At 46.3% G+C, this 17,183-nt stretch carries 16 protein-coding genes; 6 read left to right on the top strand and 10 right to left on the bottom strand.

From position 1 onward, the window contains the following. Window positions 1–125: 125 nt before the first annotated feature. Window positions 126–2,096: a tetratricopeptide repeat-containing sensor histidine kinase gene (locus AB4Z08_RS35105; RefSeq protein WP_441578444.1), complete on the top strand. Its 1,971-nt coding sequence runs from the start codon at window positions 126–128 to the stop codon at window positions 2,094–2,096. Here the strand turns inward: AB4Z08_RS35105 and AB4Z08_RS35100 are convergent, their stop codons facing one another. Continuing rightward, window positions 2,097–2,561 (bottom strand): Lrp/AsnC family transcriptional regulator, encoded by a 465-nt coding sequence (locus AB4Z08_RS35100; protein WP_133809790.1) that lies wholly within the window; start codon window positions 2,559–2,561, stop codon window positions 2,097–2,099. It lies immediately after the preceding gene. 166 nt (window positions 2,562–2,727) lie between these two features. Between AB4Z08_RS35100 and AB4Z08_RS35095 the strand changes: the two genes are divergently transcribed. Beyond that, window positions 2,728–3,858 carry a histidine decarboxylase gene (locus tag AB4Z08_RS35095; RefSeq protein WP_441578443.1) on the top strand — a complete coding sequence of 377 codons (1,131 nt, stop codon included), beginning with the start codon at window positions 2,728–2,730 and terminating at the stop codon, window positions 3,856–3,858. On the opposite strand, the gene AB4Z08_RS35090 is transcribed toward AB4Z08_RS35095, so the two are convergent. The 3 genes from AB4Z08_RS35090 to AB4Z08_RS35080 all read right to left on the bottom strand — a co-directional run bounded on the left by AB4Z08_RS35090 (window position 3,855) and on the right by AB4Z08_RS35080 (window position 5,598). Next, complete coding sequence (locus AB4Z08_RS35090; protein WP_441578442.1) at window positions 3,855–4,736, bottom strand: mechanosensitive ion channel family protein; 882 nt, start codon at window positions 4,734–4,736, stop codon at window positions 3,855–3,857. The genes AB4Z08_RS35095 and AB4Z08_RS35090 overlap by 4 nt on opposite strands. Before the next feature lie 65 nt (window positions 4,737–4,801). Then, entirely contained in the window at window positions 4,802–5,056 is a 255-nt protein-coding gene (locus AB4Z08_RS35085) for a hypothetical protein (protein ID WP_441578441.1), read from the bottom strand. A 107-nt stretch (window positions 5,057–5,163) separates the two neighbouring features. Beyond that, window positions 5,164–5,598: a DUF6496 domain-containing protein gene (locus AB4Z08_RS35080; protein WP_441578440.1), complete on the bottom strand. Its 435-nt coding sequence runs from the start codon at window positions 5,596–5,598 to the stop codon at window positions 5,164–5,166. 294 nt (window positions 5,599–5,892) lie between these two features. On the opposite strand from AB4Z08_RS35080, the gene AB4Z08_RS35075 reads away from it, so the two are divergent. The 4 genes from AB4Z08_RS35075 (at window position 5,893) to AB4Z08_RS35060 (ending at window position 7,530) form a co-directional block, all read left to right on the top strand. After that, window positions 5,893–6,213, top strand: a complete 321-nt coding sequence (locus tag AB4Z08_RS35075) for a KGG domain-containing protein (protein ID WP_441578439.1) — start codon at window positions 5,893–5,895, stop codon at window positions 6,211–6,213. A gap of 112 nt (window positions 6,214–6,325) precedes the next feature. Beyond that, the gene (locus AB4Z08_RS35070; protein ID WP_441578438.1) at window positions 6,326–6,709 is read left to right on the top strand and encodes a DUF2809 domain-containing protein; all 384 of its coding nucleotides are present in this window, start codon (window positions 6,326–6,328) and stop codon (window positions 6,707–6,709) included. 34 nt (window positions 6,710–6,743) lie between these two features. Continuing rightward, window positions 6,744–7,106 (top strand): DUF1304 domain-containing protein, encoded by a 363-nt coding sequence (locus tag AB4Z08_RS35065; protein ID WP_441578437.1) that lies wholly within the window; start codon window positions 6,744–6,746, stop codon window positions 7,104–7,106. Window positions 7,107–7,116: 10 nt separating this feature from the next. Next, entirely contained in the window at window positions 7,117–7,530 is a 414-nt protein-coding gene (locus AB4Z08_RS35060) for a hypothetical protein (protein ID WP_441578436.1), read from the top strand. Between the two features lies 1 nt (window position 7,531). On the opposite strand, the gene soxC is transcribed toward AB4Z08_RS35060, so the two are convergent. The 6 genes from soxC to AB4Z08_RS35030 are packed head-to-tail and all read right to left on the bottom strand — an operon-like array spanning window position 7,532 to window position 16,953. Further along, window positions 7,532–8,809, bottom strand: coding sequence for a sulfite dehydrogenase (soxC, locus tag AB4Z08_RS35055; RefSeq protein WP_441578435.1), 1,278 nt, complete (start codon window positions 8,807–8,809; stop codon window positions 7,532–7,534). Between the two features lie 6 nt (window positions 8,810–8,815). Further along, complete coding sequence (locus AB4Z08_RS35050) at window positions 8,816–9,382, bottom strand: c-type cytochrome (RefSeq protein WP_441578434.1); 567 nt, start codon at window positions 9,380–9,382, stop codon at window positions 8,816–8,818. An 8-nt stretch (window positions 9,383–9,390) separates the two neighbouring features. Beyond that, entirely contained in the window at window positions 9,391–11,052 is a 1,662-nt protein-coding gene (locus AB4Z08_RS35045; protein WP_441578433.1) for a hypothetical protein, read from the bottom strand. A gap of 10 nt (window positions 11,053–11,062) precedes the next feature. Next, complete coding sequence (locus AB4Z08_RS35040) at window positions 11,063–12,412, bottom strand: DoxX family protein (RefSeq protein ID WP_441578432.1); 1,350 nt, start codon at window positions 12,410–12,412, stop codon at window positions 11,063–11,065. 26 nt (window positions 12,413–12,438) lie between these two features. Then, window positions 12,439–13,803 carry a RagB/SusD family nutrient uptake outer membrane protein gene (locus AB4Z08_RS35035; protein ID WP_441578431.1) on the bottom strand — a complete coding sequence of 455 codons (1,365 nt, stop codon included), beginning with the start codon at window positions 13,801–13,803 and terminating at the stop codon, window positions 12,439–12,441. Window positions 13,804–13,821: 18 nt separating this feature from the next. Continuing rightward, on the bottom strand, window positions 13,822–16,953 hold the full coding sequence (locus AB4Z08_RS35030) for a SusC/RagA family TonB-linked outer membrane protein (protein WP_441578430.1): 3,132 nt from the start codon (window positions 16,951–16,953) through the stop codon (window positions 13,822–13,824). Window positions 16,954–17,183 lie beyond the last annotated feature (230 nt).

Raw genomic sequence — 17,183 nt, 5'->3', positions numbered from 1 at the left:
CTTTAATTTTAACCTATATTAAAGTGGACCGCCCCCGAATCGCTCCACCCTTGTCACAGCCAACACTATACACTATGCTGCCGGCCAGTCCTTTGAATAAATGTATTTTAATCCCACTTTACTTCATGTTGCTGTCCCCTGCGGTAGCAGCGCAACAGGATGTGAATGATTCTTTACTGACATCCCTTCAATCCCATATAAAAAGAGATACTGCAAGAGTCAATCTGCTGAACCGGATTGCCAGGATCTACTTCACCAAAGATGCTACATTGGCTGCCCGCTACGGAGAAGAAGCCCTGTTGATCAGCGACAGTCTTAAATACACCAATGGAAGAATATGGGCCCTTCGTAACCTCGCCCTTGTGGAAAATACAAAAGGTCACCTGGATCAACAAATGCAGCTAACCCTCAGCGCGCTTAAACTGGCAGAAACCATCGGCGAGCCTTACATGCTCGGGGTACTCAATAATGATGTAGGCAATATTTTCACGGAGCTGAATAGCCCCCGTGATGCCCTCACATATCTTAAAATATCGCTGGCAATCAAATTAAAACGAAACGAAAAAACAGAGATCGGGAAAACCCTCAACAATATCGGGTCTGCCTATATCGCACTGAAAATGCATGATTCCGCTATGTACTTTCTGCAGAAAGCGGAAAAGATTAAGCTGGAACTCAACGACCAGCGTGGACTTGCCTATACCTATGAAAACATGGGTATCATTTCCATGGTGCAGCAAAACTATAATGACGCCTTGCGCTATCACCTGCTGTCTGCCGCCTATTATAAAGAAGCGGATAATTTACCGGGCGTGGTGAAAGCCAATCTGAACCTCGCCGAAGTACAAACAATGCTGGGGGACCTTAAGGGCGCAGACAAAAACCTGGACAATGCCAAAGCCCTGAATGATAAACTGGGAAACGTCAAAAATGAAATGATCTATTATAAGATCCGCTATGAACTGGATTCTGCCAGGAAAGATTATGTAGCGGCCTTTAATCATTTCAAGGAATACAGCAACCGGAACATTGATTATTTCAATGCAGAAAAGGGCCGGCAGATTTCCCGCTCCGAGGAAAGATATGAATCGGAAAAGAAACAGCGCGAAAACATTGTACTGAAGAAAGAACAACATACACACCTCGCCACTATACAGCAACAACGTGTGCTCGTATTGTCGGCTGCCGCCCTGTTCCTCGCCCTGCTGCTCATTACAGTGATGGTATACCGCCTGTATAAAAGACAACAGGAACTATACCTGGAACTCAATAACAAGAACCGGGAAGTATCTATGCAGAACCGCATTATCCTGGAACAGAACGCCACGCTGGAAAACCTGAACCAGGTAAAGGATAAAATATTTTCAGTGATCTCCCACGATCTTCGCTCACCGCTGGCGATCCTGGAAGGCCTGCTCTTTTTGCTGAAAGATGAAAAAATTGATGCCAACCAGTTCCGGCTGTATACTGATGAACTATGGCGCGATGTAAAAAACACCGCGTACATGATGGACAATATGCTGCAGTGGGCCAGCAATCAAATGAAAGGTATAGGCGTAAAAGCCGATGACTTTGATGTAACGCTGCTGTTGAGCCGTGAATTTGATTTACTGCAAACCCTTGCCAGGCAAAAGGAAGTGAAGCTATCGCACGAACTGAATAAAAGCATGATGGTATATGCTGATCCCGATATGATCCGGCTTGTACTCCGCAACCTGATTAACAATGCCATTAAATTTACCCCCGCGGGTGGTGAGGTGATGATCACCGCGCAGTGCAACAAAGAAACAGCTGAAATCACCGTGAAAGACAATGGTACTGGTATTCCGCTGGAGAATCAGCATCGTATCTTCTCCAATATCTACTACTCTACTACCGGCACCCAAAATGAAAAAGGCTGCGGTTTGGGTCTGCACCTGTCCAAAGATTTTGTGGAACGTAACCACGGACAGATCTGGTTTAACAGTATGCCGGGCAGTGGCAGCAGCTTTTCCTTTACCCTCCCGGTGTCAGAAGATCATGAAATAAATCCCCGCGCCTATACCGTAGTGGTACAGGATCATCCCCTGAATGGTGTAAGTGTATTAAGACGCTGATCAACCCAGTCCAAAGGCCGTAGTGTGCTTGATTTCCGTCATCACGAAGGAACTGTGTACCTGTCCGATGTTTTCGATAGCCGCCAGCTTATTGGTTAAAAAATGCTGATAGCTGCGCATATCATCCACCACTACTTTCAACAGGTAATCGTAGGTGCCTGCTACGTGATAGCACTCCATCACCTCTTCCATTTTTGCTATGGCAGTTTCAAATTTTTTAATCAGCGGCTGCGAATGCAGTTGCAGTGATACATTGCAGAAGGCCATCAGGGTTTTACCTACTTTGTCGCCATGCAACAGCGTTACATAGCTTTTAATCACCCCACTCTTTTCTATCTTCTTCAGCCGTTCATAAGTAGGAGTAACGGACAGCCCTATACGATGCGCGATCTCCTTGGTATTTAACCGGGCATCGTTTTGCAATACCTGTAATATCCTGCGGTCTGTTTTATCCAGTGTATCCATGGCAGTTATATTTATCTTAAAAAAGACGTCCCGTCTTTCTATAATAGTTTAATTTAACTATCAACTATACAATAATAGTATATATTTTCTATTTTAACTACTCTACTAGTTTAATTCAATGGGCATCTCCTACATTCGCAGTATTATCTACCTGTAATAAACGATTATGAAAGAGTACCGGTTAGCGGCGGCTGATAAAGCGGCGCTGGATGAACTGTTAGCACAGGTACAATCCCGTACCAAAGATTTCCTGGGATATCCTGTATCTAAAGATTTTGATTATAGTCCTTTACTGCCTTTTCTGCAATACCCGCTTAACAACCTGGGTGATCCCTTTGTACCTGCTACCTATGCAGTAGGTTCCAGGGAGATGGAAAAGCAGGTGGTATCATTTTTTGCGGACCTGTTCCGGGCTCCCGAAGATGACTGGTGGGGATATGTGACCAATGGCGGTTCTGAGGGTAATTTATACGGATTATATCTTGCGCGGGAGCTTTACCCCAAAGGGATGGTGTATTATTCCGAGGCGACTCATTACAGTGTGCAAAAGAACCTGCACCTACTGAATATGCCCGGTATTATTATCCGCACTTTGCCTAACGGAGAAATTGATTACGATGACCTCGAAAATACGATGCGTATGAACAGGCATCTGCCGGTAATTATGCTGGCCAATATAGGTACCACTATGACCGAAGCCAGGGATGACGTAAGGCGCATTAAAGGCATCCTTAAAAACCTGGCTATCCGGCATCATTATATTCATGCTGATGGCGCTTTATCCGGTAGCTATAGTGCCTTCCTGGATCCCCGGCCTGCATTTGATTTTGCAGATGGAGCAGATAGTATTGCCATCAGCGGACATAAATTTATTGGCGCTCCCATTCCCTGCGGAGTGGTGATTGCCAGAAAATCCAATCGCGACAGAATAGCCCGGTCTGTAGCATATATCGGTAGTATGGATACCACCATCACCGGTTCAAGAAACGGCCATAGTCCATTGTTCTTATGGTACGCAATCAGGAGCCTGGGACCTGCCGGATTAAAGGAAAGGGCCAGGCATAGCTTAGCTGTAGCTGCCTACGCGGCGGAACGTTTGAACGAAAACGGTATCCCTGCATGGCGTAACCCCAATGCTATTACGGTGGTGTTTCCGGATCCTCCCGGAAGCATTCGCCGTAAGTGGCAACTCGCTTCAGAAAATGGCTGCTCGCACATTATCTGTATGCCCAATGTAAGTAAGGAACAGGTAGATGAATTCATTGACACGCTCATAGCAGCTATGGTAGTTGCTTAAACAACTCCTTCTGCAATGGCCATGATTTCTGTGTTGAGTGCGCGCCTGATCTGGCGCTCCGTTTCCTTGTTGGCCAGGGGCATCAGCAACTGCACTTTAAATTGTACAAAGTCTTTCTTGATCTCTATTGTTTTCAATGAAAAGCTTTCGGGGGTAAAGCTGCGGGAATACGCTTCCACACAGTTTCTCAGCCGTTCTTCCAGTCCGCGGATAGTAAAAGGATGTTTATGATCCAGTTCAAACTCCAATGTCAGCTTTTTGATATTTTGTTTGGACTGGTTTAATACAATAGAGGTAAAGACCACCGAATTGGGAATAATCACAATATCATCATCCTCGTTCTGTAATACCACATTGATGAGGGTAATATCCATCACCTTTCCTTTGTAATCTCCTATCCGCACATGATCTCCTAGTGACAACTGATCTGAAAACATGATGATCAGTCCATTGATCATATTGGTGATATAATCTTTTGTAAGCAGGGCAATCGCCGCCGCCACGATGGTGATGCTGGTAACGAACTGCAGTGGATTTACACCAAAGAAAAAAGTAATGGCCAGCAGCAGGAACAGGGTATTTAATACGGAAGATATCCGGTTGATGCCCAGGATAAAGTTGTCTTTTTCAATAGGCTTGCTGCGATTGCGGCGGGTGTACCATGATAAGATCAGCAGCCAGGCGAGGGAAATAACCAGGTTGGCGCCCAGGAAAAAAGAGAGCGCGTTGGTTAACTTAAACAACCAGACAAATTTGTTATAAACAGCAGGATGTTCAATATTGAAATATACAATGCCAAGGTATACCAGCAGTTTCACCAGGAATATGATCCGCTCCCTGCGATTGGCATTTTTATAGGTTTTATCGGTTACCATCATAGCTATTCACGCTCGCTTTGATTGCGAAGGTACAACCGTGATTTGATTTGTGAAGCAACCGGGGGTTATTTCATTTTATCCAGGATATCTTCCCAGATGATACGGGCAATTTGTTCTGATTCCACGGTACGGAGGCTTCCTTCCAGGGTGTCTTTGTGATCGGTGGTAAAACGTTGGCTATGGGGTTCAAATTCTTCCTGTACATGTTCCCTTACATCAGGAATGACTTGAAATGCCGTTGCCAAAGCTCCCCCATCGATCGTGATGATCAATCCATAGGGTTTACCTTTTATGATCACCGTAATGCTGTGCTTTTCCATATAAAAAATGCCGCAAGTGATATACCACAAATAAAGACCGGTGCTGTGTAGTGACCGGTCTTTATGTTTATATTGGAAGGGTGAAAACGATCCAAAAACTACGTTATTCAAGCCATAGCAGCTGACTTTTTACGGGCCGCTGACTTTCTCTTTGGTGCTGCTTTTTTAGCAGTGGCCTTTTTGGCAGTCGTCTTTTTAGCCGTAGTTTTCCTTCCGGTAGCTTTTTTGGCAGTGGCTTTTTTAGCCATTGCTTTTTTGGCGGTTGCCTTCATAGCAGTAGCTCTTTTTGTTGTTGTCTTCTTCGCTGCTGTTTTCTTCGCTGCCGCCTTTTTAGCTGATGTTTTTTTGGTGGTTGCTTTTTTCGCTGCCGCTTTCTTAGGCACTTTGGCGCCTTCTTCTCTCGCTTCAGACAAGCCTATTGCAATGGCTTGCTTAGGATTCGTAACTTTCTTATTGCTTCTTCCACTTTTTAGTTTGCCCTCGTGCATTTCATGCATAGTCTTTTTGACTTTACGCTGCGATTCTTCTGAATACTTTGCCATGACAAAAAAATTTAGATGGGTGGAGAAAAAAGAAATAACGATGATATGAAAACAAAATATAAGCCACGGAAAATGAGGGATTTCGTACAAATAAAATGGGGAAGGTGCTGGAAAGTGTGTTAAAAATTCTATGGATTGTGGAATGTATTGCCCTATTTCCTTTTAAGCTATCAGCGAATACGGCCTCTGGTGGTGAAAACAGGTGGTGGCACATATCTTGATCCCCGGTAAAGAGAATGTTTTAACTACTATCGCTATTGTTTAACTACTATCACTACAAAAAACTTCAGGATTATGGAAGACATCAGATTTCAACATGCCACGCCAGTAACCCATGTACAGGAGAAAAATCCGGAACAAAAAAGTAAGCATAGCAAACGCGGATTTGCTTCTATGGACCCTGAACAGCAACGTGCCATATCAAGAGAAGGTGGAAAAGCAGCGCATCAGCAAGGTGTAGCCCATAAGTTCACTTCCGAAGAAGCACGTGCAGCAGGTAAAAAAGGCGGTGAAGCCGTGAGCAAGAATCGTGAACACATGGCCGCTATTGGCCGTAAAGGTGGTACTAACCGCGGAAAAAAGAAAAATAACGTCGAAACCGATAACCAGCAATAACCCAATGGGGTTATTGCTTTTTTATTCCGGATGGCTGGTTCTTCTGCCATTCATCTTTCCAGTGGCCTACATATAAGAATATCTTTCTTATATTTATCGCTTTTTACAATCTATGGAAGCAAAAAGACGCTGGATTTATTTTCTCCTCATTTTATTGAATATCCCTTTAGGACTTGCCACCAGGTGGGCACCCCAATATTTTCCTGAAATCGTGCGTATATATGGAGGCGATGTATTTTCCGCCACCTGTATCTTCTTTGGTGTGCGATTCCTCTACCCTCTCACCCCATTGTGGAAAATCAGCATCAGCAATTTTATAATATGTATGCTTATTGAAGTACAGCAGCTGTACCAGGCCGAATGGGCGGTAAAATTCCGTAATACCCCTGCCGGCATTCTCCTCGGACATGGCTTCCTCTGGAGTGACTGCGTATGTTATGCAGTAGGTACCCTACTCGCTTTCGCTTTTGCATGGCTACTTGAAAAGATAATTTGATTATATTTAGCTGGTATCATTTAACAATTCCATTATGCAGATAATCATTAAGATCGGGATCGCAGTGGTAATGCTGGAACACCTGTACATTTTGTGGTTCGAAATGTTTGCCTGGACAACAAGAGGCCCTAAAGTATTCAGACAGTTTCCGAAGGATCTCTTTCCGCCTACTAAGTCACTCGCCGCTAACCAGGGATTGTACAATGGCTTCCTGGCAGCCGGACTGGCCTGGACTTTTTTCATTTCAGAGCCGCTGTGGGCAGGAAGAGTAGCCATTTTCTTTTTAAGCTGCGTGATAATAGCCGGTTTGTATGGTGCGCTGACAGCAGACAAAAAGATTTTTTTCGTACAGGCATTACCTGCATTGATCACGCTATTACTGATATTATTTTCTTAAGACCCTTTACATGATACAGGAGTCAGACATCAGGATAGGAAACTACGTATCCTACTTTGATTATAACATGGAAGAAACAGCCTTTGTGGTAGAAGGCATTTTGCAGGGATATGTTTATAATTCCGGGCTGCCACTCAGTAAACTACGCTGTGAAAAGGTCAACCCGGTGATACTGGACATTTACCTGTTATCCAGGTTTGGCTTCATTAAAGGAGATCCTGACTATGGTGAAGATGAAAACGTATACTCCCTGAAATATAACCGGCTCCATAGTGTACATGTTCGGAGTGAAAATGACGTATTCCAGCCGCTTACTGATGCGGCAGAAGGCCTGGTAGCCTACGGCCGGCCGATAGTACATGTTCACCAGCTGCAAAATCTTTTTCAGGCCATTACCCGTGATGACCTGACCTTATTTGAATAACTTATTTCCATTTTTCCGGTTTGAATACTACGGTCCCATCGCCCTTTAAAACCCAGGCGGTGACAGGGTTCACGTGGTACCCTCCCATATCAGCACCCCTGGCTTGTATAAGCTGTTTCATAGTAGGCTGACGATAACCCGTATCATCTACTGCCAGGCTCATAATTTCTGTGGGCTTTCCATCCCAGTACCACAAGTAACGAAAATAAGTATGCGCTTTATCCAGTACAGGCTCCTGTAACACGGCTTTCACCCAGTGTTTGCCGGCATCTGTGCTGACTTCCACCCTATCAATTTTTCCCCGGCCACTCCAGGCAATGCCTCTTATTTCTATCCACCCCTTTTCTACCTGTTGTGGAAAGGAAGGATAAGTGATGATAGACCTGGCATCCATGTCAAAACTAAATTGCCGGATCTTATGATCACGGATGGTTTCCGTGTATTTGGATGTCTCTTCCCGGGTCATGAAAGGCCCGTCAGATAACTCGATGCGCCGGATCCATTTTACATTGGTATTTCCCTCCCAACCCGGCAAAAACAGGCGGGCAGGATAGCCTTGCTCCGGACGGATGGCCTCTCCATTCTGACCATAAGCAATCATCGCATCCTTCCATCCTTTCTGTACAGGAATGCTGCGGGTCATCACCGCTGCATCGGAGCCCTCTGCGAGAAACCAGCTAGCTTGGGGGCTCACACCTACCTCGCGGAACAAGGTAGACAGCATCACACCTGTCCACTCACTCTGACTGGTCAACCCACATATTTCCTGCGCTGTCATGGTTTCTTTGCCTGATCTGAAGTTGCCCGAGCATTCTATAAAGGCAATACGGGAAACGGCAGGAAAACGCTTTAAATCGCGCAGGGTAAATATCATCGGGCGTTCCACCATACCATGAATGAGTAATTCATATTTATCGGGATGAATTAGTGGCACACCCGCATGACTTCTTTCAAAATGAAGGTCTGATGGGGTAATGATACCATACAAGTCCTGCAACGGTGTCCGGGATGAAATATCGGATGGCTTTTTTACTGGTTGCTCAAAAGGAGAACGGGTGCCAAGTTTTCCGGGTAACGTGCCGGTAGTTTTAGTAGGATCCATATAAGTACTATCCCCGGGATCTGGAATTCCTGTCTTACTCGTAGTTGCCTGGGGGCCTGGCGCACGTTGTATACCGGAGGCTCCCATTAAAGCCGCCGCAGCGGAAACTGCGGCGGCTCTCAATATTGTTCGTCTGGGTATCTTTTTGCCGTTGTTGTCTTTATCTTCCCATGTCATAGCTATTCATTTTACTTCATTACCTCCGTGGCGGTCATCATCCACGTAATATTTTTTCGCGGGCATCACTATTTGCGGCAGATTTCGGGCATTTAACTGCAGTGTGCTGTCAATGACCTCATTCCGGTATAAGAGGAAAGCCGTGAGGCTGTATACCTCTTCATTCGTCAGAGAGCCGGGCGCATTGAAAGGCATGGCACGGCGGATATAATCGAATACCGTTGTCGCATAAGGCCAGTAATTACCGATGGTTTTCACGCGGGTAGTATCACCCATAGGTGCCACGAGGCGATTGGGCGTTGGTTCTGCACCGGTTTCCCCATGACAGGCCGCACATTTTGTGATATAAATACACTGCCCCGTCACCGCATCGCCGCTGCCGGGAGGTAATCCTTTGCCATCCGGTGCAATGGAAATATTCAGGGAGTCTATCTGCGCAGCAGTGGCAGTACGACCAAATCCGAAATGCGATGGCCAGCCGGCATCCGGTGGCCGGGTGTTGGTATGGCAAGCGAGCATACCCAACACCACTACGGCTGCCACCCGGTAACAACAGGAGCGTTTAATGATCATATCTCTCCCTAATATTTTCCTGCATTCAATGTGCTGGGTGTTAACGCATATTTTTTATCTACGCGATCCAGCACTACATAAATATTGTTTTTGTTTTCATCTACACCCGTCAGTACAACATGCGCCCCATTATCTGTTGCATACTTTACAATGAAACGTTTACGGTTTTCAGTGGCAGGAGCAGCTGCATAATCTTTTGCCCTGCGGGCAGATAATGCCAGCGGATCTATCTTCAACGCTTCATCACCAATGTTTTTCAACGCCTCCGCCGGTATCCACCTATCTTTTACTTTAGCCCCCTGTTTGCGGGCAGCCTTTTCTGCTGCTTCATCTACAGGTGCCCCGCCATCTCCGCCAACACCCGCGGTGCGGTTACGCCTGTCGGGGATAGGTTTGTATTTGTCTTCCAGGTAAAGTACTTTATTGACTTCATCTGCATAGTAGTGGAAAGCACGCTGCCCGCCTGCCAATCCTGTTATTTCAAAAGTCCGGTTCACATCCCGCTGCGGATCGCCACCACCATTGGAAAGATCCAGCGGATGTGGTGTATTTACCCGGTACGTAAATGTTGACCAGTTCTCAAAAGTAGCTTCCTGCCAGCGGATAGAATCCAGTGGTGAATAAGGAATCACCTGGTCATTTAACCGGAACTCCGTTACCTGGTAGCTGCCCCGCAATTGTTTTACGCCCGCCACTGCCGGCTGTTTATAAGGATCATACAGGAAGTTGATGAGCTGCAGGTAAAACAATACGCCCAGGAAAAGGAAGATGGTAGCAGACTTCAGACTAACACGCGTATAGCGCAACCATTTCTGTGAAAAAGAAGGATAATAATTTATGGGGACGGTAAAACGTTCCTGTACCAGCAAACGATATATTTTAGGCACATCATTGACCAGCAACAAAGCCGCCAGCAGTACAAAATAACTGCTGTATACATGTACCCCGCCATCATAGGCAAAGTTGACATACACAATATCACCCAAAGCACCTAACAACAAAATAGCACCCAGGGTAGTTGTTTTCCGGAAGAATAATAACGTACCTGCCGTTATTTCCACTACGCCAGCAAACACCTGGTACCAGGGCACTATCCCTACCGATAACCAGTATATTTTTTGCGCGGTAAGGTCACCGAAGTTGGTATTTAAAATACCAAAAGAAGGATAAGGCATCTGTACCGGTAATAGCTTGGTAAATCCAAACCCAATGATACCGATACCGGCTCTATACCTAACGACTACACGCAGCCAGTACCAGGCAGTGTAATATTCTTTCCGGGGCAACTTACGTGCCTTTACAATACCGGTCCATATCAGCCCGCCGGCCGTAGCTATCAGTGCAGTGGTAATCCAGTTGGCATATCCTAACAACTGACTACCAAAAATGGTGTTGCCCAAAAAGTTAATGCCAGAGCCAAACCGCGCAATATCATACAGATCGCGGTAATTCAGGTGAAACCAATCGAGCTGCAACAGTTGTTTGTACCACTCTATGCTGTTCGGAATAGAGATAGCAATAAAAAATATAAATGCGATACGGAATAAAATCAATTGATATTCCTTCCAGGCCGGTAGTTGCGCCAAAGGCGCTTCAATGGCGGGCGGCACCTGGGAGTCGCTTTCCCTGATCACGGTTTCATCTGCTAATGTTGGAGTGATATGAGACATGATAATCAGTTTAAAGTTTTAATTTTCTGTTTCTTCCACTTCCTTTCGCAGCTTCTTCGAGCAGGTAAGTCTTCTTCACTTTTTCCAGTACCACATAGATCGAATCCCTGCTATAGGTAATTCCGCTGAGTATCACCCGGTCTTTATCCGGACGACTGTAATGCAGCGACAATGTTTCCGCCGATAATTGCGGATGCCTGTTTTGCAACGTGAGCAGCTGTTGTACTGTATCTGCGGTATAGCTGTAGTAATGCCGGCCACTGGTGCCTTCAATTTCGTATAACCGTTCCGCGTTATTACGCAATACCAGGTGCTGATTATTGGAATCTATCGGCGCCGGCTGGTTGGAGCGGATGCTGATGGTATTCCATTTCTCAAACACTACATTATTCCAGCGCAGGGAATCCGTTAAAGAGTAAGCCAGTGTATCACCATTCACTACAAAAGTGGCTACATTGTATAAGCCACTGATAGCCGGTAATCCTTTACTGCCGGGATATTGATAAGGATCATTTTTTGCACCGGCGCCGGTTTTGATACCATACACTACAATGAAGTACAGGAGGAATACGGTTTTCAACACCAGCCTGCTATATCTTTTTGCACCATCAAATACCGGCTTAAAAGTAGCTGCCGCAGTGGGCTGCTGCAAAATAAGCAGCCTTATAATTCTTTGCAGATCAAAGCTCAGGATCGCCAGCGCATAGGTAATGAGCAACAGGCTGTATACCTGCTCCCCGCCATCATAGGCCAGGTTGGAAACGAAAATATTGCCACAGAAAATGAGGAAAATGAAAGCACCGATAGATGCTGTCTTCCTGAAAAGTAATAACACCCCAATAATAACTTCTACCAACCCGAGAAATAGCTCATACGAAGGAACAATACCCAGACTAAGCGAGAATAATTTCCAGCGGGTAAACGCTCCGTAAGGCGTATTCAGACTACTGATAGACGGATAAGGCGCTTGCAGCGTGAAGATTTTAAGAAAGCCATACGCAATTACCGCCAATGCCAGCCGGTAACGCAGCACCACCCGCAACCAATAAAAGGCGGCATCGTATACGCGGGTGCGGTTACGATCTATATAGGTCCAGATACCTGCCCCCACAATAGCAATGGCCAGTAAAATTGTCCAGTCTTTATAGTTCGCAGGGGCCGCGCTAAACCGTGTTGTATAATTGGCCAGGTTAAAAATATCTTCATAATGAAGATGAAAAAGACGGGTAGAAAAAAGGTAGCTGTAAAATTTCCAGTCGAGCGGCAACGCCTGCAACAGGAAATAAATAAAAAATACCCTGAACCCAATCTTCTCGTAGTCTTTCCAGGCGGGTGTTTCGCCAATAGTGACATTACTCATTTGTTGATTGTTATAAGGTGATAAGATCAGTAACCATCGTTTTGCTTCAGATTGCCTTTCGATAATGCGATTTCGTTAGCAGGTATCGGGAACAGGTACAATTGTGTATTGGTAATATTCAACACGGCAGCGGCACGACCGGTACGAGCCAGGTCGAACCAGCGATGCGGTTCGAGGGCTAATTCCACTCTCCTTTCATTTTCAATGGCCAGCAGTAATGCCTCTTTACCAGCTGCTGTAGTGGGCAACAACCCCGCCCTGTCACGGATCAGATCCAGATCTGTTTTGGCAAGTGATAGTTTTTCCTGCTGTGCCGCTGCTTCTGCGCGGATCAGGTATAACTCTGCAATCCGGATAATATAGGCCGGATCGGTAGCCGGACTCCGGTAATAAAGATTGCCATACCATAATCCGGCAGAAGTTTTTGCGATCAGTGCATTGCGGTTGCCGCCAATAGCAGGATCATTCAATAGTGTCACCAAAGCATCTGATGGCGCCCACTGCCGGGTACCGCCGTTTGCCGGTGGCTGCCAGTTGGCACGATGCCCGCTCAGATAAGTAGCGCTGTACGACAATTCAAATACAGACTCCCGCGTAGCAATGGCACTGGCAGGAAAAAAGAAGGCGCTGTAAGGTTTTTGCAATGCGTAATTTTTTGTATTGCTGATTACTTTGGAAGCATAGAATGCTGCCTGTGCCCAATTGGATTGGTACAGGTAATAACGAGCCTTCAATGCCCATACCGTTTCGCGGTTAGCGCGTACGGGATTGGGTTGTGCATTGTCCGGTGGTGGCAGCAACAGGGAGTCTGCCGCATTCAGATCACTCAGCACCTGCTGATATACCTGTGCAGTAGTGCTGCCTTTAAGGCCAGCTTTATCGTCAGCACCCAGTGTAGGCGTTAACGTTATCTGCACATTTCCCCAGGTGCGGGCCAGATCAAAATAATTCAGTGCACGAATAAAGTATGCTTCGCCGATCACCTGGTTTCGGTCCGCCGCAGTAAAGGCGGCATCAGCTACCACCGGCACTTTCGAGATTACGTTGTTCGCACCGTTGATCGTAGCGTAAATAGCAGACCATACACTTTGCAGGTTGCCGTTATCTGCGGATATTTTATGGGTAATGAATTGTTGGATAACAGACTGAGAGCCGGTCCATTGCACATTATCACCGGGCAGGTATCCAAAAGTCTGGAACAGTGAGCCATAATAATTATCGGCGGCCAGCTTGCGGTATACGCCACGCAATGCTGTACTGGCAGATGTTTTATCAATGATGGTCTGTTCATCAGACACGGAATCTCTTGGTTGTACGTCCAGGAATTTTTTGCAGGACATGGTCGCCAGCAAGAAAAAGAATACCGATATATAATTCCGATATGTTTTCATAAAGGATGATTAAGAAAATTAAAGAGTTACGTTTAAGCCAAACTGTACGCTACGTGGTTGCGGTGGTGTGCCAAGATCCAGTCCCTGTACGGTTTGTATACCGGTTACATTTGATTCGGGATCCAGTCCGGTATATTTGGTGAGCAACCAGAGGTTACTACCGATGAAGTATACACGTAGTTGCTGAATACGCAATCTTTCGCTGATAGATTTGGGGACAGTGTAACCAAATGTGAGTGATTTAAGACGGAGGAAAGAACCATCTTCCAGGAAGCGGCTGTTCTGATCCACCGTGTAGTTCAAACCGTAAGCGGTGAGGCGGGGTACATCTGTTTTGTCACCCGGCTTTTGCCAGCGGTTCAGCTGATCTGCAAACAATACGCGGTTGGCATCCCTGGTACCACCTCCCTCTCCGAAAAAGCGGTTCAGGTTATATACATCGTTGCCATATTGAAATGACAACAGGATACTCAGGTCAAAACCTTTATAGGTGAAGGTATTGCTGAAGCCGCCGTAAAACTTAGGCATAGCATTACCCATTACCTGCCGGGCAGATACTGGCAGTTTGCCATCTTTGGCGCCTTCGAAAATAACGTTGCCGGTTTGCGGATCTACGCCCAGCTGTTTATATAACCAGAAAGAATACATCGGTGATCCTTCTTTCATAATAATCCAGTCGCGGTTATACTGGTATACCGGTGTAGGCAGCTTTTCAATACGGTTGGTATTACCGGCAATATTAAAACTGCTGCTCCAGGTAAAAGAACGGGTGGTAATGTTGGTGGTATTCAGTCCTATTTCATAGCCTTTATTGCTGATTTCTCCGGCGTTGCTGTACACGGAGGAGAAGCCCGTTGCGCCGGCTGATGGCAGCAACAGCAATACATCGCTGGTATACTTGGAATACACATCAGCAGTCAGGTTAATGCGACCGTTGAATAGTCCCAGGTCTACGCCAATATTGGCCTGACTGGTTTTTTCCCAGCGCAGATCCTTATTGGGCAACTGCAATGGCGCCGTTCCCGGCTGATCACCGCTGCTGTTATCCGGATATCCTGCCCCACCAGACCATAAGCCTTTGGCGGCGAAATCGCTGATGCCGGATTGATTACCCGTAATACCATAGCTGGCCCTGAGTTTCAGATCGCTGATACTATTGACTGTTTTCAGGAAATTTTCTTCTTTCAACCGCCAGGAAGCGCTCACAGAAGGAAAGTAGCCCCATTTATAGTTATCACCGAATTTGGAAGAACCATCAGCACGGAGGCTGGCTTCCACATAATATTTGCCGGCATAGTTATAATCTATCCTGGAAAAGAAAGAGGTCAGGGTACTCCTCGTCCATGTTTGCGCGGCGGTGCGGGTAGCAGCAGCAGAAATATATTTATAGGAATTATTCGGGAAACCGGAACCCTGTGCAGAGGTCAATGTTTCCGTATTGCTTTGCAGCGTGTTTCCTACGAGTACACCGAAGAAATGTTTTTCACCTGCATGCTTGCGCCAGGACAATGTTTGTTCATTGATCCAGGAGGTGTTCTGTGTGATAGCGGAAGTAGCCAGGCCGTTAGTGGGGCTGGCACCGAGTTGTGTGAGGTTGTTCCAGTATTCAGATTCGTTATAGTTGTTATAATCGATACTGAAATTACTGTGAAACTTCAGATCCGGCAGCAAGGTCGCGTCCAGGTACAGGTTACCGATGTAGCGCAAACTTGTCGTATGTACGTCATAGTTATTAATCAGTACCTGCACGTTATCGAAGCCTGCCCAGCGGGCAGGTGAACCATCGGGATTAGTTTCCGGAAGATAAGTAGGCGTATGTAATGCCGCCTGTAACAACCCTCCCTGCGGGCCATCGCCTGCGCGGCCCTGGCTGCGGAAGCTACGGGAGAAACTGTTGCTGGACCCGATTGTTATGTGATCGTTAATACGCTGATCTATGTTCAGTTTGAAACTGGCGCGTTCAAATGAAATCGGTTTTAGGATCGCCTCCTGTTTCGTATAGCCGCCACCGAAGTAATACTTCGTTTCCCGGTTGCCACCCGAGAGGGACAGGTTATAGTTCTGCAGCGGCGCTGTCTGAAAAATTTCGTCCAGGCGGTCGTACGTATGCTGGTCCTGAGGTAAGCCTCTCGGAGCAGGTGTTTGAGTAGGATTGTCTGTTAATGCGCGGAAAGGCAGATAGCTGTATTTTTTGATGCCTGCCTGATCATTGGCGGCGGTAGCATCTGCCAGTGAATTTTTATAAAATTCATTCACCAGTTCTGCATGTTGCGGGCCGGTGGTCAGGTCCCAAAGTTTAGGGGCCCAGGCCACACCGGTAGAAACGTCTGCTATTACTTTCGCCTTGCTGTTATAGTTACCGCGCCGGGTGGTAACGATTACCACGCCGTTGGCGCCCCTGGAGCCATAAATGGCAGTGGCGCTGGCATCTTTCAATACTTCTATATTTTCAATATCAGCAGGATTGATATCTGCCAGCGGAGAAGAAAGACGACCACCGGAATTCACTGTTTGCAGACTGGAATTATTCATAAATACCCCATCGATGATGTAGAGTGGGTTATTATCTGCATTGATGGAAGTGGTACCACGTACCCGGATAAATATCCCATCGCCGGGTACGCCGGTATTGGAGTTGATTTGTACGCCGGATGCCCTGCCCTGCAGCTGTGCATCAAAACTGGCTACCGGCACCGTTACCACATCGCTGCCTTTTACGGAGGAAATGGCGCTGGTCAGGTCCCTCCTTTTCTGGGTACCATAACCTACTACTACCACGTCATTCAGCTGGGTGCTGAGCTCTTCCAACAGGATATTGCCGGCATTGGATTTCTCCGCGTATACCTCCTTTAGTTTATAGCCCAGGGAAGAAATCTGGTAGATGACAGGCACCTTCTGGCCGGTTAAAAATGAGAACTCTCCATTAGCGCTGCTCTGCACTTCGTGTGTGGTGCCTTTAATGTGCACCAGTGCCCCTCCTATGGGCAATTGCGATTTGGCATCAATAATTCTTCCGGAAAGAGAAATGTTGTTCTGAACAACGGCTTTGTGCACAGATTTTGTAGTGTCGGCACTATGAGAAGCCCGCTCCTGTGACCACGCGGTAGCCGCCAGCAGCAGCCCGCAGCTGCATGCAATAGCAATTTTCATTATCTTTACTTTGGTATGAAAAAATGAGGCCGGTGATAGTATGTAAATACAATCACTGAAAAATGTCTCCAACAGCCTTGATTACCAGCCGGAACTGCGCCAACAGTTCCGGCCTTTTTATTTTTAATGGTTGCACCCTAACATCGGGTGTCGATAAATTCCACGCAGCAAAATTTCCTCATTAAGTGTAATGATGTGTCCATGGTGAATATATTTTGAAAGATATACAG

It is taken from the genome of Chitinophaga sp. RAB17 (genome assembly GCF_052114225.1).
Lineage (GTDB): Bacteria > Bacteroidota > Bacteroidia > Chitinophagales > Chitinophagaceae > Chitinophaga.
The sequence above is the reverse complement of the archived record's forward strand: the minus strand, read 5'-3'. Positions and strand labels throughout refer to the sequence as shown.